At 73.2% G+C, this 14169-nt stretch carries 14 protein-coding genes; 7 read left to right on the top strand and 7 right to left on the bottom strand.

Annotated elements, in window-relative coordinates; all coding sequences use genetic code 11:
* Nucleotides 1-155 precede the first annotated feature (155 nt).
* The 4 genes from BUB75_RS43205 to BUB75_RS43190 all read left to right on the top strand — a co-directional run bounded on the left by BUB75_RS43205 (nucleotide 156) and on the right by BUB75_RS43190 (nucleotide 3735).
* Nucleotides 156-668 (top strand): helix-turn-helix transcriptional regulator, encoded by a 513-nt coding sequence (locus BUB75_RS43205; RefSeq protein ID WP_178380133.1) that lies wholly within the window; start codon nucleotides 156-158, stop codon nucleotides 666-668.
* 72 nt (nucleotides 669-740) lie between these two features.
* Nucleotides 741-1730, top strand: a complete 990-nt coding sequence (locus BUB75_RS43200; RefSeq protein ID WP_073266567.1) for a 4Fe-4S binding protein — start codon at nucleotides 741-743, stop codon at nucleotides 1728-1730.
* Nucleotides 1727-3154: a 4Fe-4S binding protein gene (locus tag BUB75_RS43195; RefSeq protein WP_073266565.1), complete on the top strand. Its 1428-nt coding sequence runs from the start codon at nucleotides 1727-1729 to the stop codon at nucleotides 3152-3154. The genes BUB75_RS43200 and BUB75_RS43195 overlap by 4 nt, the downstream gene beginning before the upstream one ends.
* Nucleotides 3151-3735, top strand: coding sequence for a cupin domain-containing protein (locus BUB75_RS43190; protein WP_073266563.1), 585 nt, complete (start codon nucleotides 3151-3153; stop codon nucleotides 3733-3735). The genes BUB75_RS43195 and BUB75_RS43190 overlap by 4 nt, the downstream gene beginning before the upstream one ends.
* A gap of 6 nt (nucleotides 3736-3741) precedes the next feature.
* Here the strand turns inward: BUB75_RS43190 and BUB75_RS43185 are convergent, their stop codons facing one another.
* Nucleotides 3742-4245, bottom strand: coding sequence for a 2'-5' RNA ligase family protein (locus tag BUB75_RS43185; protein ID WP_073266561.1), 504 nt, complete (start codon nucleotides 4243-4245; stop codon nucleotides 3742-3744).
* A gap of 103 nt (nucleotides 4246-4348) precedes the next feature.
* Here BUB75_RS43185 and BUB75_RS44735 point away from each other — a divergent pair, with 103 nt between their 5' ends.
* Nucleotides 4349-5749 carry a DUF4352 domain-containing protein gene (locus tag BUB75_RS44735; RefSeq protein WP_143175802.1) on the top strand — a complete coding sequence of 467 codons (1401 nt, stop codon included), beginning with the start codon at nucleotides 4349-4351 and terminating at the stop codon, nucleotides 5747-5749.
* Here the strand turns inward: BUB75_RS44735 and BUB75_RS43175 are convergent.
* From BUB75_RS43175 to BUB75_RS43165, 3 genes are read right to left on the bottom strand one after another with little or no spacing between them, the layout of a single operon-like run.
* Nucleotides 5736-7124, bottom strand: a complete 1389-nt coding sequence (locus BUB75_RS43175) for a mannitol dehydrogenase family protein (protein ID WP_073266556.1) — start codon at nucleotides 7122-7124, stop codon at nucleotides 5736-5738. The genes BUB75_RS44735 and BUB75_RS43175 overlap by 14 nt on opposite strands.
* Entirely contained in the window at nucleotides 7121-8623 is a 1503-nt protein-coding gene (locus BUB75_RS43170) for a UxaA family hydrolase (protein ID WP_073266554.1), read from the bottom strand. The genes BUB75_RS43175 and BUB75_RS43170 overlap by 4 nt, the downstream gene beginning before the upstream one ends.
* A complete protein-coding gene (locus BUB75_RS43165; protein ID WP_073266552.1) occupies nucleotides 8620-9687 on the bottom strand; it encodes a LacI family DNA-binding transcriptional regulator in 1068 nt (355 codons plus the stop codon). The genes BUB75_RS43170 and BUB75_RS43165 overlap by 4 nt, the downstream gene beginning before the upstream one ends.
* Nucleotides 9688-9810: 123 nt before the next feature.
* Here BUB75_RS43165 and uxaC point away from each other — a divergent pair, with 123 nt between their 5' ends.
* Nucleotides 9811-11202 (top strand): glucuronate isomerase, encoded by a 1392-nt coding sequence (gene uxaC, locus BUB75_RS43160; protein ID WP_073266550.1) that lies wholly within the window; start codon nucleotides 9811-9813, stop codon nucleotides 11200-11202.
* Between the two features lie 109 nt (nucleotides 11203-11311).
* Here the strand turns inward: uxaC and BUB75_RS43155 are convergent, their stop codons facing one another.
* Genes BUB75_RS43155 through BUB75_RS43150 form a run of 3 tightly spaced genes read right to left on the bottom strand, consistent with a single transcriptional unit; the run spans nucleotide 11312 to nucleotide 12744 of the window.
* Nucleotides 11312-11635, bottom strand: a complete 324-nt coding sequence (locus BUB75_RS43155; protein WP_218618127.1) for an alpha/beta hydrolase family protein — start codon at nucleotides 11633-11635, stop codon at nucleotides 11312-11314.
* Nucleotides 11595-11798, bottom strand: coding sequence for a hypothetical protein (locus tag BUB75_RS45975; protein WP_143175801.1), 204 nt, complete (start codon nucleotides 11796-11798; stop codon nucleotides 11595-11597). The genes BUB75_RS43155 and BUB75_RS45975 overlap by 41 nt, the downstream gene beginning before the upstream one ends.
* 46 nt (nucleotides 11799-11844) lie before the next feature.
* Nucleotides 11845-12744: a YihY/virulence factor BrkB family protein gene (locus BUB75_RS43150; RefSeq protein ID WP_073266583.1), complete on the bottom strand. Its 900-nt coding sequence runs from the start codon at nucleotides 12742-12744 to the stop codon at nucleotides 11845-11847.
* A 575-nt stretch (nucleotides 12745-13319) separates the two neighbouring features.
* Here BUB75_RS43150 and BUB75_RS43145 point away from each other — a divergent pair.
* Complete coding sequence (locus BUB75_RS43145) at nucleotides 13320-14123, top strand: arylamine N-acetyltransferase family protein (RefSeq protein ID WP_073266545.1); 804 nt, start codon at nucleotides 13320-13322, stop codon at nucleotides 14121-14123.
* Nucleotides 14124-14169 lie beyond the last annotated feature (46 nt).

Genomic DNA, 14169 nt, shown 5'->3' with positions numbered 1-14169 from the left:
CGACCCGACGGCACCACCCTCAACCCACCCTGACACCACGCCTGAACCCGCCGACCACCCGGAACGCCACCGCGCTCCGGGCCATCGGCATGCCCACGGGCCAGCACAGCCCAGGCTGCGTCGGCCGCCGCCGTGCCGCTCCTATACTCCGCACGGTGGAACCCGGTGCTGCGCGGATACGTCTGACGCCGCTGTCGTACATCATTCTCGGGCTGCTGGACTTCGCCGGTGAGTCAACACCGTACGAGCTGAAGACCCACGCCACCCGTACGGTCAACCACTTCTGGGTGGTCCAGCACGCGCAGTTCTACGCGGAGCCCGAACGGCTGGCGGGCGCGGGGTACCTGGGTGCGCGCCAGGAGGACGGCGGTCGTCGTCGCCGGTTCTACGCGTTGACCGACCGGGGTCGGGACGCGCTGGCCTCCTGGCTGGCCGATCCGACCACGGACTTCATGGAGTTACGCGACCACGGCCTGCTCCAGCTGTGCTTCGGAGCCGAGCGCGGGCCGCTCGCCGAGGCGCAGCTCGCCGTGCACCGCGCCAAGCTGGACGAGTACCTCGACCTGATCGCGCAGGGTGCGCCGGGCCCGGCCGGGATGCGGCGGGTGCTGGAGGCGGGCGTGGCGCACGAACGCGAGTGGATCCGCTTCTGGGGCGAACAAGCGTAGAACCCTTGTTCGATAAGCGGGAGCGGGCGTAGAGTCAGGCCATCCGCGACAGTCAAAGTTGGATGGTCACTGATGGACGATCAGGACGCGTCCGCACCACTGGACGCCGCGTGGTTACGTGAACTGTGCCTGGCCGCAGGCGCCGACGACGTCGGCTTCGTCGCCCTGGACACGCCCGGCCTGGAGGACGAGCGCGACTACGTGCTGGAGGCGCTGCCGAGCACCCGCTCCTTGATCGCCGTGTGCGTGCGGCTGGCCAGGGAGAACTTCCGCAGCCGCGCCACCAGCAACGTCAACACCGAGATGGACACCGCGATCCCCGTGCTGGACCGGATCGGCCACCGAATCAGCGTCGCACTGCAGGACCGCGGCTACCGGACGCTGTACCCGTCGGTGACGTTCCCGGTGGAGGCGCACCGGTTGCCCTCCCGCGGCTGGGCGGTGTCGTACAAGCCGGTCGCGGTCGCCGCGGGGCTCGGCCACATGGGCATCCACCGCTGCGTCATCCACCCGAAGTTCGGCAGCTTCATCGGCCTCGGCGCGGTGCTCACCGAGGCGGTGATCACCCCGTACTCGCGGCCGCTGGACTGGAACCCGTGCCTGGGCTGCAACCTGTGCGTGAGCGCCTGCCCGGTCGGCGCGATCCACAACGACGGCAGCTTCGACTTCAGCGCCTGCTACACGCACACGTACAGCCAGTTCGTGAACAACTTCGCCGACTGGGTCGAGGACATCGCCGACAGCGCCGACGCCGAGGACTACCGGCAGCGCGTCACGCCGGGGGAGACCGTCGGGAAGTTCCACCGGCAGTACCGGTCCGGGTACTGCGTGTCGGTGTGCCCGGCCGGTGAGGACGTCATCGGCCCGTTCCTCGCCGACCGCAAGCAGCATCTGCACGACGTCGTCCGGCCGCTGCAGCACAAACCGGAGTACGTGTACGTCACCGAGGGATCCACCGCCGAGGCCTACGCGCGGAAGAAGTTCCCGCACAAGCCGATCCGGTACGTGGAGAGCGGTATTGCGCCGCCGGACGGTATCGACGCGGCACCGGAGCCGACGTGAACGCCCCGAACCGGAACTGGCCCGCGTTCCACGTGCCGGTGGACCGCTCCGGCGGCGTGCGCGCCCACCCCACCGCGATCGCGGTGCGGGCGCGGGCCGCGGAGGACGCCGGGACGCTGGACGCCGCCTGGCTGCGGGAGCTGTGCCTGGCGGCCGGCGCCGACGACGTCGGGTTCGTCGCTCTGGACACGCCCGGCCTGGAGGGCGAGCGGGACTACGTGCTGGAGGCGCTGCCCGGCACCCGCTCGCTGATCGGGTTCTGCGTCCGGACCAGCCGAGACAACCTCCGCAGCCGGTCGACGAGCATCGGTAACCGGGACGTCTCCACCACACAGGAACTCGTCCACGAGGCGGCCCGGCACATCTGCCTGGAGCTGCAGCACCGGGGCGTCCGGGCGCTGTATCCGTCGACCGGGTTCCCGATGGAGGTCCAGCGGTTCCCCGGGCGCAGCTGGGTGGTGTCGCACAAGCTGGTCGCGGTCGCCGCCGGGCTCGGCCACATGGGCGTGCACCGCAACGTCATCCACCCGCGCTTCGGGAACTTCCTCGTGCTCGGCACGATCCTGATCGACGCACCGATCAGCGAGTACTCCCGTCCGCTGGACGGGAACCCCTGCATCGGCTGCGGCCTGTGCGTGACGGCCTGCCCCGTGGGGGCGATCCGCCCGGACGGCGACTTCGACGTCCACGCCTGCTCGACGCACAACAACAGCCACGACCTGGACGCGTTCGCCGGCTGGGTCGAGGACATCGCGGACAGCGCGGACGCCGCCGACTACCGCAGCCGGGTGACGCCCGGCGAGACGATCTCCCGGTGGCAGAGCCTGTCGTTCAGTCCCCAGTACCGGTCCGGGTACTGCGTGTCAGTGTGCCCGGCGGGGGAGGACGTGATCGGCGCCTATCTCGACGACCCGGACCGGCACGCCCGTGAGTTCCTCGTCCCCGTGCAGCAGAAGCCGGAGTACGTGTACGTCCGGCCCGGCTCGGACGCCGAGGACTACGTCCGGGAGCGGTTTCCGCACAAGACGGTGCGGCACGCGCGTCGGTCGGTCGTTCCCGAGCCGGATCTGGACGCCGAGCCCGAGCGGGTTCCCGGGCCGGAGCCGGTTCCCGGGCCGGAGCCGGTTCCCGGGGCCGAGCGGGTTCGTCGGCCCGAGCCGGTTCCCGGGTCCGAGCCGGTTCCCGGGTTCGGGCCGGATCGCGGGTTCGGGCGGGATCGCGGGTTCGGGCCGGATCGCGGGTTCGGGCCGGATCGCGGGTTCGGGCGGGATCGCGGGTTCGGGCGGGATCGCGGGTTCGGGCCGGATCGCGGGTTCGGGCGGGATCGCGGGTTCGGGCGGGATCGCGGGTTCGGGCGGGATCGCGGGTTCGGGCCGGATCGCGGGTCCGGGCCGGTTGCCGGGTCGGGGTCGGGGCTCGAATGAACCGGCTCGACCGGGACCTGCCGGTCTTCGAGTTCTACACCGATCGCGCCAGCGGCGCGCGGCTGGAGCTCCATCCTTGGTTCTCCGCCGGCGGCCGGCAGTACCTGGGCTTCACCCGGCTGCTGCCGCCCCGCACCGGTCGAGCGCCCGCTCACGTGCATCCGGGTGTCGAGCAGCGCTCGCTGCTGCTCGACGGCACCGCCGCCCGCTACCGCCGGAGCGGACGAGGGGGCCTACTGCGCCCCGGCGACGACGTCGTGATCCCGCCCGGCGTGCGGCACACCGACCCGTACAACCACACGGACGAGCCGATCGTCGTCCGGTCCCTGTTCTCGCCGGGGCCGGTGTCGCTGCTGTCCCACAGCCGGACGCTCGGCCGGGCGATCCGCGACGGGAACGTCAACGACCAGCAGGAACTGCCGCTGCCCCACCTGCTCGCCGTGCTCGCGCAGCCGGGCTCGGTGACGTTCGCCGCCGGGCTGCCGGTGGGCCTCCAGCGGCGCGTGCTGCTCCCGCTCGCGGCGGCCGTCGCACGTCGGAAGGGCTACCGCCCGGCCCCGGGGCTGCGGAGAGCGCGGTAGGCGGCGTCAGCCACGGAACGGGTAGCGAGCGAGCACGGTGCGTGTGGACGTGTCCGTGACCGTCCAGAGCGCTTCGTGTGCGGTGACCGGCACCGCCAGATCATGGCCGCGTAGCGCGTCCCAGCAGCGGGCGGGTGACTCGGCCGTGCGGGGATGCGCGATCGTGGCGTGGAACGGATATCGGCCGTGCCGCTGCGGTGGCCGGAGCAGCTCGGTGCGCAGCGCCGCCAGACGACCCGTGGGGTCGTCGACCAGCGCGAACACGCCGCCGCGTCCCTCGTCTGCCGCGGTGATCCGTCCGATCGCCAGCGGGATCGGGGCCGTCACCGCCGCCACTCGGCGCAGCCGTTCCAGCAGCAGCGGTGTGTCGACGGTCTCTTCCGGATAGACGACCGTGACGTGTGCGGGGGCGATTCCCCGCATCACCGGATCCCAGACCGCCCGGAGCGCGTCGATCGCCTGCGCGGCCGGGCCGTCGAGGTGGACGGTGACGTGATGGCGAGCGGTCATCCCGCTCCTCTCGGGCTGCCCGCCGGGCGCCGTCGGCGGTGGAGCTGTGAATCGTGGGGTTGGAGGGTCAGGTGTGGTGAGCCGGACGGTAGCGTCCCGGTTCATGACGTCCCCTCACGATCCCGCTCCGAGCCCATCGTCCGGCCCACCCGGGCCGCCCGGGGCGGCCCCGGCTTACGGACCGCCGGGGTCGGCACCGTCGTACTCCCCGCCCGGATCCCACCAGCCCGGAAACGCCCAGCCCGGCTACGCGCCGGGCGAACACGCGCAGCCGGGGCCTGCGCAGCCGTCCTACGGCCGGCCCGGCCAGGAGCAGCCCGTTTACGGACAGCCGAGCCAGGGACAGCCCGCGCAGGGGCAGTCGGGGCAGGGGCAGCCGGGATTCGGGCAGCCGGGCCAGGGACAGCCCGCGCAGGGGCAGTCGGGGCAGGGGCAGCCGGGATTCGGGCAGCCGGGCCAGGGACAGCCCGCGCAGGGGCAGCCGGGCCAGGGACAGCCCGCGCAGGGGCAGCCGGGCCAGGGACAGCCCGGCTACGGACAGCCGGACCAGGGGCAGCCGGGAATGGCCCAGCCCGCCTACGGGCAGCCGGGGCAGGGGCAGCCGGGAATGGCCCAGCCCGCCTACGGGCAGCCGGGGCAGGGGCAGCCCGGAATCGGGCAGGCGGCCTACGGGCAGCCCGGGAGCGCCCAGGCCGACTACGGGCAGCCGGGGAGTGCTCAGCCCGGCTACGGGCAGCCGGGGAGTGCTCAGCCCGGCTACGGGCAGCCTGGGAGTGCTCAGCCCGGCTACGGGCAGCCGGGGAGTGCTCAGCCCGGCTACGGGCAGCCGGGGAGTGCTCAGCCCGGCTACGGGCAGCCTGGGAGTGCTCAGCCCGGCTACGGGCAGCCGGGGAGCGCGCAGTCCGGACTTGGGCAGCCGGCGTATGGGCAGCCGGGGGCGCCGGGGAAGTCGTCCGGGCGCAAGACCGCGCTGATCGTCGTCGGCGCGCTCGTCGCGGTCTGCCTCGTCTTCGGCGTGATCGGCGCCGTTGTCTGGAGCAGCGTCAGCGGCTCGTCGGACACGCCGACCGCGGCCGACGAGAACCGGGACGACAAGGGCCCGTCGGTCGCCCTGAACCAGCCCGCCCGCGACGGCGCCATCGAATACACGGTGAAGACCGTCAAGTGCGGCCAGCCGACGGTCGACGCCGGTGGCGGCCTCGTCTCGACCGCCAAGGGCCAATTTTGCCTGGTCACGATCGGGGTGAAGAACGTCAGCAGCGAGGTGCAGCAGTACGAGGCATCGCTGCAGAAGGCCTACAACGCGGCCGGTGACGAGTACGAGACCAACGTGGAGGCCACGGTCCGCGCCAACGACCAGATGCTGTTCTTCACCGACCTCAACCCCGGCGACAGCGGCGACATGGTCGTCGTCTGGGACATCCCGAAGGACCAGGCGATCGCGAAGATCCGGCTCTTCGACGGTTCGCTGGGGACCGACGGGGTCCTCGTCACGGTGTCGTAGAGCCGCTCAACAGCGACTTTACGTCCTCGACCAGCGCGTCCCGCCAGCGGACGTCGTCGCGCAACCCCGGGCCGAACACCGCGTCGAGCCGCAGCAGCGCGTCGACGACGGCCGCGGCGTCGGTGCGGCCCCGCACCGACGCCAGGTCGGCGGCGCGCGGGTCGTCCAGCGGAAGCTCCCGGCCGGCCGCGTCCCGGCCCAGCGCGACGTACGCCATCCACGCCGCGACGCCGAGCGTGGCGTAGCGGGGGACCCGGCCGGCGGCCAGCGCGTCGGCGACCCCGCTGACCAGGCGCTGCGGCAACTTCTGCGTGCCGTCCATCGCGACCTGGACGCAGGTGTGCCGCAGACCCGGGTCGGCGAACCGGGCGAGCACCGTCTCCCCGTACACGGAAAGGTCGACACCGGACGGCGGCGGGACGGTCGGCGCGAGGTCCGCGAGAACCCCCTCGGCCACCGTCCGCAGTGCCGGGTCGGCGACCGCGTCGGCGATCGTCCGGTGCCCCCGCAGCGCCCCGAGGTAGGCCAGCGTCGAGTGGACGCCGTTGAGCAGCCGCAGCTTCATCACCTCGTACGGTGTGACGTCGTCGGTGAGCTGCACACCAGTGCGCTCCCACGGCGGGCGCGGCGCCGCGAAGCGGTCCTCGAGCACCCACTGCGAGAACGGCTCGGCGACGACCAGCCCTTCGTCCCGGACGCCGGTGAGCGCGGCGGCCTCGGCGCGGTCGGCGTCGGTGGTGGCCGGGACGATCCGGTCGACCATCGAGGAGGGGAACGTGACGTGCGTGGCGATCCAGCTGCCCACGGCGTCCCCCTCGGCGGACGGTAGCGCGGCGCAGAAGTCGCCGACCAGCCGTTCCACCGCCGCACCGTTGGCGGGCAGGTTGTCGCAGCAGACGACGGTGAGCGGCCCGGCGTCCGCCGCCGCACGGCGTTGCAGGCCGCGGACCAGCCGGCCGACGACCGTGACCGGGGGCCGCCCGGCCAGGTCCGCGCGGACGTCCGGGTCAGCGGTGTCCAGTCCGCCGCTCGCGGTGCGGCGGTAGCCCTTCTCGGTGACGGTGAGCGTCGCCACCGTGACCCGCGGATCGGCGAGAAGATCGAGCACCGCTGCCACCTGAGTCGACCCGTCCAGCACTCTCGCCACGGCGCCCACGATCCGGACGTGTCCCCCCGTCAGCACCCCGTACACGCCGCCCTGCGGTGCCAGCTGGTCCCGGACGGTGGCCGAGCGCTGGGTGACCCCGCAGATTCCCCAGCCCGTAGCGTCCACCTCGTCGGTATAAACGGCCAGGTGCGCACGCGCGAACGCGCCCAACCCGAGGTGCACCACCCCGACCGCGGGCGCCGGACCCTGGCGGCGCAGCCGCCTCACAGCACGGCTCCGAGCTGCCACGGCACGATCTCTTCGCCGCCGACGCCGAGTTCCTCGCTCACCGACCGCTCCCCGGACGCGACCGCGATCAGGCGGCGATAGACCTCCGCGCCGACCTCGGCCAGCGGCCGGCCGGTCTCCACGACGCCGGAGCAGTCCACGTCGATGTCCCCGCTCATCTGCCGGGCGAGCGCGGCGTTGCTGGCGAGCTTCACGGTCGGCACCGGCCGCGATCCGAACGCCGACCCGCGGCCGGTGGTGAACGCGATCAGGTGGGCGCCACCGGCGACCATGCCGGTGGCCGAGACCGGGTCGTAGCCGGGAGTGTCCATGAAGATCAGACCACGGCGACTCGGCGCTTCGGCGTAGTCGACGACCTCCGCGAGCGGGCTGTGGCCGCCCTTGGCGATGGCGCCGAGCGACTTCTCCAGGATCGTCGTGATGCCCCCGGCCTTGTTGCCCGGCGACGGGTTGCCGTCGAGCGTGGTGCCCTGGCTCGTGGTGTACCGCTCCCACCAGGTGATCCGGTCGAGCAGCGCGTCGCGGACGCCGTCGTCGACCGCCCGGTCGGCGAGCATCTGCTCGGCGCCGTAGATCTCCGGGGTTTCGCCGAGCAGGCTGGTGCCGCCGAGCGCGACCAGGTAGTCGCTGGCGACGCCGAGCGCGGGGTTCGCGGTCAGCGCGGACCAGGCGTCGGAACCACCGCACTGCATGCCCAGCACGAGGTTCTCGACGCCGACCGTCGTGCGGGTGGTGCCGCGCAGCCGCTCGGCCATCCGGTGCACCTGCTCGACGCCCTCGGTGACCGCCGCGGCGGTGCCCCCGGCGTCCTGGATCGTGTACGAGGCCACCGGCACGTCGATCTCCTCGACCAGGCTCGACAGCGCGTTCACCTCGCAGCCCAGCCCGACGACGACCACGCCGCCGACGTTCGGGTGGCGCGCGTAGCCGGTGAGCGTGCGGCGGAGCACGTCCCAGCCCGGGCCGCTGTCGGCCATCCCGCAGCCGGAACCGTGGGTCAGCGCGACGACACCGTCGACCCCGTCGGCGTGCAGCGCGCCGACGTGGTCCTCGGTGCGGCGGGCGACGAGCTTCGCGACCGTGGCCGAACAGTTGACCGTGGTGAGCACCGCGACGTAGTTACGGGTGGCGATCCGCCCGTCCGGCCGGACGATGCCCTGGAACGTGCGCGGCAGGTCGTCCGGGACGGCCGAGATCGCCTGCGATGCGCCGCCGGTGGCGCGAGAACCTCCGCCCGGCATGCCGACGTTGTGCACGTGGACGTGGTCGCCGGCGGTGATCGCGGCGGTCGCGACGCCGATCACGTGGCCGTACTTGTGGATCGGCGCGCCGGGGGCCAGGTCGCGCAGCGCGATCTTGTGTCCGGCGGGCACCGGCTCGCGGGCGACCAGACCGTCGGCCACCTCCCCGGCCGCCAGCGGATCGAGGACGACCGCGACGTCGTCCGTGCGGGCCAGGCGCAGTACGCGTGCAGTCATCGGGAGCCCTCCTCGGGGCGATACAGCGCGGTCGACCGCCGCACGACCAGCTCGGTGCCGAGCGTTGCCCCCTCGGCGTTGCGCAGTAGCTGGTCGACGGCCTGCTGCCCGGCCTCCTGCCGGGGGAACCGCACGGTGGTGAGCGGCGGGTAGGCCATCTGCGCGATCGCGATGTCGTCGAAGCCGACGATGCTGAGGTCCTCGGGGATCCGGACGCCGTAGCCGTGCAGGCGGTGCATCAGCCCGATCGCCATCGCGTCGTTGTAGGCGAGGACCGCGGAGACCCCACCGAACAGCACCCCGTCGGCGGCCCGCTGACCACCGTCGAACGTGGAGGACGCGCCCTCGACCTCGATCAGCTGCACACCGAGCGTCACCGCGGCCTCCTGGGCGCCGGTCAGGCGCTGCCGGTGGGAGTACCCCTCGGCGGGTCCGACGTAGGCGATCCGGGTGTGGCCCAGCGACCGGAGGTGCTCGATCGCCCGCGCCGCCCCACCGGCGTTGTCGACCGCGACCGACGGCACGCCCGGCACGGTCCGGTTGACCACGACCAGCGGCACCCGGCCCGCGGCGACGGCCCCCAGATCAGGGGCCGGCACAAGATCGGCGGCCGGCACAAGATCGGCGGCCGGCACAAGATCGGCGGCCGGCACCGGATCGGCGGCTGCCACCAGGTCGGCGTCGGGCAGCCGGGAACCGCACAGCACCAGGCCGTCGACCTGCGGCGCGAGCGTGGTGAGCAGGTCACGCTCGGCGTCGGGGTCGTCGCGGGTGTCGGCGAGCAGCGTGGTCAGCGACCGCTCGTGCGCCCGGCCCTGGATGCCGGCCACGAGCTCGGGGAAGAACGGGTTGGTCAGGTCGGGGACGATCACGCCGAGGTAACCGGTGCGGCCGGTGATCAGGCTGCGCGCCGCACGGTTCGGCCGATACCCCAGCCGCCGCACCTCCGCGAGGATCCGGGTACGGGTCTGCTCGTCGACCCGCTCGGGCTGCGTCATCGCCCGGGACACGGTCGAGGTCGACACGTCCGCTGCCCGCGCCACGTCGGCGAGCGTCACCGCCATGAAGTTCTCCTTCGGTCCGGCACCATCGTGCAAGCGATTGCACGCAGCCGTCAACGCCTACCGGTTGCCCGGCAGCAGAGATCGTGCAATCGTTCCCACGGCGTCGATCCACGGAGGACACCGATGGCCCCGCTCGCTCTCCACCCCGACCGCGCGCTGCCTGCCGAGCCCGGCGTCCGCGCGATCGCCCGTCGCCTCTACGCGGCGACCGCCGGGCTTCCGCTGGTCTGCTTGCACGGCCATGTCGACGCCGCCGAGCTGGCCGCCGACGTGCCGTTCACCGACCCGGCCCAGCTCCTCGTGGTGCCCGACCACTACGTCACGCGGATGCTCGTCTCCCAGGGCGTCCGCCCGGACCAGCTGGTCGCCCCGGGCCTCGACCCGCGGGAGATCTGGCGGCTGTTCTGCGCGTCCTGGCCGCTGTTCCGGGGGACGCCGTCCCGGTACTGGCTCGAGCACGAGTTGGTCGAGCTGTTCGGGATCGACGAGCGTCCCGGCGCGGACAACGCGGACCGCCTCTACGACCGGATCGCCGAGGTGCTCGCGCGGCCGGAGTTCCGGCGGCTCGCGCTGCTCGACCGGTTCGGCATCGAGGTGCTGGCCACCACCGACCCGGCCACGTGCGACCTGACCGCGCACGAGAAGCTGGCCGCGGCCGGCTACCGCGGCCGGATCATCCCGACGTTCCGGCCCGACGCGGTCGTGTACCCCGACCGCCCCGGGTGGCGGGCCGATGTCGACCTGCTCGGCCGCCTGGCCGGGGTCGACGTCTCGAACTACCACGGCTATCTGGACGCCGTGCGTCGGCGCCGCCGTGCGTTCGCCGACGCCGGGGCGCTCGCGACCGACCACGGCCACGACACCGCCGACACCACCCCGCTCCCGGACGACGAGGCCGAGCGGATCTACGCGGCGGGGCGCACCGGCTCGGCCACACCGGCGCAGGCGCAGGCGTTCGCCGCGCACCTGCTGTTCCAGATGGCCCGGATGTCCTGCGAGGACGGCCTGGTCCTGCAGTTGCACCCCGGCGTGCTGCGGAACCACCACGACGGGATCGCCGCGGCGTACGGGCCGGACCGCGGCTTCGACATCCCGGTCGCGGCCGAGTTCACCCGGGCGCTCCGGCCGCTGCTGCAGGCGTTCGGGCACGAGCCGGGGTTCCGGATGGTGCTGTTCACCGTCGACGAGACCGTGTACGCGCGGGAGCTGGCGCCGCTGGCCGGGGCGTACCCGTCGATCCGGCTGGGGGCGCCGTGGTGGTTCCTCGACTCCCCGGACGGCATGCGCCGCTTCCGCGAGGCCGCGACCGAGACCGCCGGGTTCGCGAACACGTCCGGATTTGTGGACGACACCCGGGCGTTCGCGTCGATCCCGGCGCGGCACGACCTGGCACGGCGGATCGACGCGGGGTACCTCGCGCGTCTCGTCGCCGAACACCGGTTGGGTGAGGACGAGGCACACGAGACCGCGATCGACCTGGCGTACCGGCTGCCGAAGGCGGCATACCAGCGGTAGCGCCGACGAACCGCGGCCCGGGCGGCGCGGCCGGGGCTCGGCGGCGGTGCCGGACGACGCGGCCGGGGCCCGGCGGGGCGGCCCGGTGACGCGGCGGCCGGGGTGGCCGTCAGGCCGGGCGGGAGGTTTCCAGCGCGGCCCGGTGCCGGCCGTAGACGACGCCGAGGAACCGCTCGACGGCCTCCGCGCAGGCGTGCGCGCGCACGGAGCTGAACAGTTCGAACGCGTGCTGGGCACCGGGGAACTCCGCGTACGCGACCGTCGACGTCGACGTCGCCCGCAGGTCCTCGGCGAACCGCCGCGCGGACTCCACCGGCACCAGCGAGTCGTTCGTGCCGTGCAGCAGGAACATCGGCGGCGCGTCCGGGCGGATCGCGGACTGCGGCGACGCCTCACGGAAGATCTCCGGCGCCTCCGCGAACGTCTGCTTCACCACGGGCGGCGGCGCGGGGCAGCTCGGTGGTCAGGGCTCCGGCGGCGAACGACGGGATCGCCAGCGGGCCGCGCCGGGCTACCGGCCGGAGGGCGTTCGCGGTGTTGACTGCTGCCGCAGCGCCGTGCAGCAGCGCCAGTGCACCGACCAGGGCTCGGGTCATTCGTGCACCCTAACCACGGCTGCGCCGCGCGGGCGGGAAAATCGGCTCAGTGATCCGGGACCTTGCGGCTGTCGCGGAGCTCCACATAGGGCTCCTCGTCCCGGGGGTGCCCGGACGCGATCGCGCGAGCCCGGTGCAGCTCGGCGTCGAGTTCCGCTCCGAGCAGGATCGCGATGTTCGAGATCCAGAGCCAGATCAGGAACACGACGACGCCGCCGAGCGCGCCGTACGTCGCGTTGTACGAACTGAAGTTCGCGACGTAGATCGCGAAGCCGACCGACGCCGCGATCCACAGCACGACCGCGAGCAGGCCGCCCGGCGTGATCCACCGGAAGCCGGCCTGCTTGGCGTTCGGCGAGGCCCAGTACAGCAGCGAGAACATCAGGCTGACCAGCAGGACCAGCACCGGCCACTTGACGATCGACCAGATCATGACCGCGGTGTCGCCGACCTTGAGGAGTTCCCCGAGGCGTTCGGCGAGGCCGCCGGTGAAGACCACGATCAGCGCGCTGATCACGAGCATCACCCCGACGACGATCGTGACCACGACCCGGATCGGCAGCGTCTTCCAGACCGGGCGGCCCTCCGGCACGTCGTAGATGACGTTCGACGCGCGCATGAACGCACCGACGTACCCGGACGCCGACCACAGCGCACCGGCCAGACCGAGGATCGCGAGCGGGCCGGCGATCGTGGAAGATTCGGTGAGGTCGCGGACGCTGCCCGTGAGGATCTCCTGGGCCGGGCCGGGCGCGATCCCCTCCAGGTTGTCGAGCAGCGGCTCCCGGACCGATTCGCCGACCAGGCCGAGTGCGGCGGCGAGCAGGATCAGGCCGGGGAAGATCGACAGCACGCCGTAGTAGGTGAGGGCGGCCGCCCAGTCGGTCAGGCCGTCGTCGTTGAACTCCCGCACGGCACGCCCGATCGCGGCCAGGCGCGCGCCGATCGTGAGCTGCGCCGGCTTCTCCGGCGCCGCGCCGTTCCGCTCGTCCGCGCCGTTCCGCTTGCCCTTGGCAGTCCGGTCGTCGTCGGCAGCCCGCGCCTCGGCGGCTCGCTTGTCGTCGTCGGCCCGGTCGTGATCGGCAGCCCGGTCGTCGGCGGCAGCCCGGTCGCGGGAGGCAGCCCGGTCGTCGGCGCCAGCCCGGGCCGCGGCGGCCCGGTCGGAGTCGGCGGCCCGGTCGGAATCGGCGGCCCGGTCGGAATCGGCGGCCCGGTCGGAATCGGCGGCTCGGTCGTCGGAGGCGGCCCGGTCGGGCTTGGCGGGCCGGGCACCGGCGGCCGGCGCCTCGGCGGCGGTTCGGTCGTTCGGGTCGTCCGGACCGCGGCGGTCGCGGTCTCCGGGGTCGTCGCGGGTCTCGCGGGCCGCGCGGCGGTCGGCGTCGTTCCGGGTCTCGGGGTCGCTCATCGTGCACCTTCCGGGGGACGCGATCGGGTCGGCCGTGTCGGCCTGGTACCCGACCCGAGCGCCACCTACCCGCCCCAGTTGACCTCAACCTCAGTTGAGATGTGACGCTGTGCCGCATGAACGATCTCGCCGCGTACCTGTCCCGGATCGGCCACACCGGCCCGGTCGCCCCTGACCTGCCCACGCTGCGGGCGCTGACGCTCGCCCACGCCACCACGATCCCGTTCGAGAACCTCGACCCGTTCTCCGGCGTGCCGGTTCGGCTCGACCCCGACGCGGTGCGCGCGAAGCTGATCACCGATGGCCGGGGCGGCTACTGCTTCGAGCACAACCGGCTCCTGCAGTCGGCACTGGACGAGATCGGGTTCGTCACCGGGAGCCTGCAGGCGCGCGTCCTGTGGGGGCAGCCCGACGACGCGGTGACCTCGCGCGGCCACAAGCTGCTGCGCGTCGACCTGGACGGGGTGACCTACCTCGTCGACGTCGGGTTCGGCGGTCAGACGCTCACCGCGCCGATCCGGCTCGCCGCGGACGAGGAGCAGGAGACCCCGCACGGGACGTTCCGGCTCGTCGCCGACGGCGTGGGTGGGTGGCGGCAGCAGTCCCGGATCAAGGACGAGTGGCGGACCACGTACCGGTTCGACCTGACCCCGACCTACCCGGTCGACGACGAGGCCCCGAACTGGTATCTCTCCACGTTCCCGGCTTCGCACTTCGTCACCGGCCTGACCGCCGCCCGCCCGACGCCCGACGGGCGCCGCCTGGCGCTGGGTGGCCGGGACTTCGCCGTGCACCACCCGGACGGCCGGACCGAGCGGCGTCGGCTGGAGACCGTCGACGAGCTGCGTGCGGTGCTCGCCGACGAGCTGCTGATCGAGTTGCCGGCCGGCATCGACTCCGCGCTCAAGAGCCTGTTCTGAGTCGAACGGATATGTAATCGCACTTTTCTGTCATAGCTCGTCTCGA

It is taken from the genome of Cryptosporangium aurantiacum (genome assembly GCF_900143005.1).
GTDB classification, from domain to species: Bacteria; Actinomycetota; Actinomycetes; order Mycobacteriales; family Cryptosporangiaceae; genus Cryptosporangium; species Cryptosporangium aurantiacum.
The sequence above is the reverse complement of the archived record's forward strand: the minus strand, read 5'-3'. Positions and strand labels throughout refer to the sequence as shown.

Excerpts from the sequence above, each read along its gene's own strand:
- BUB75_RS43145 (WP_073266545.1), top strand. The coding sequence starts at position 13,320 with ATGAACGATCTCGCCGCGTACCTGTCCCGGATCGGCCACACCGGCCCG.
- BUB75_RS43165 (WP_073266552.1), bottom strand. The coding sequence starts at position 9,687 with ATGGCGGTGACGCTCGCCGACGTGGCGCGGGCAGCGGACGTGTCGACC.
- BUB75_RS44735 (WP_143175802.1), top strand. The coding sequence starts at position 4,349 with ATGACGTCCCCTCACGATCCCGCTCCGAGCCCATCGTCCGGCCCACCC.
- uxaC (WP_073266550.1), top strand. The coding sequence starts at position 9,811 with ATGGCCCCGCTCGCTCTCCACCCCGACCGCGCGCTGCCTGCCGAGCCC.
- BUB75_RS43170 (WP_073266554.1), bottom strand. The coding sequence starts at position 8,623 with ATGACTGCACGCGTACTGCGCCTGGCCCGCACGGACGACGTCGCGGTC.
- BUB75_RS45975 (WP_143175801.1), bottom strand. The coding sequence starts at position 11,798 with ATGACCCGAGCCCTGGTCGGTGCACTGGCGCTGCTGCACGGCGCTGCG.
- BUB75_RS43185 (WP_073266561.1), bottom strand. The coding sequence starts at position 4,245 with ATGACCGCTCGCCATCACGTCACCGTCCACCTCGACGGCCCGGCCGCG.
- BUB75_RS43200 (WP_073266567.1), top strand. The coding sequence starts at position 741 with ATGGACGATCAGGACGCGTCCGCACCACTGGACGCCGCGTGGTTACGT.
- BUB75_RS43190 (WP_073266563.1), top strand. The coding sequence starts at position 3,151 with ATGAACCGGCTCGACCGGGACCTGCCGGTCTTCGAGTTCTACACCGAT.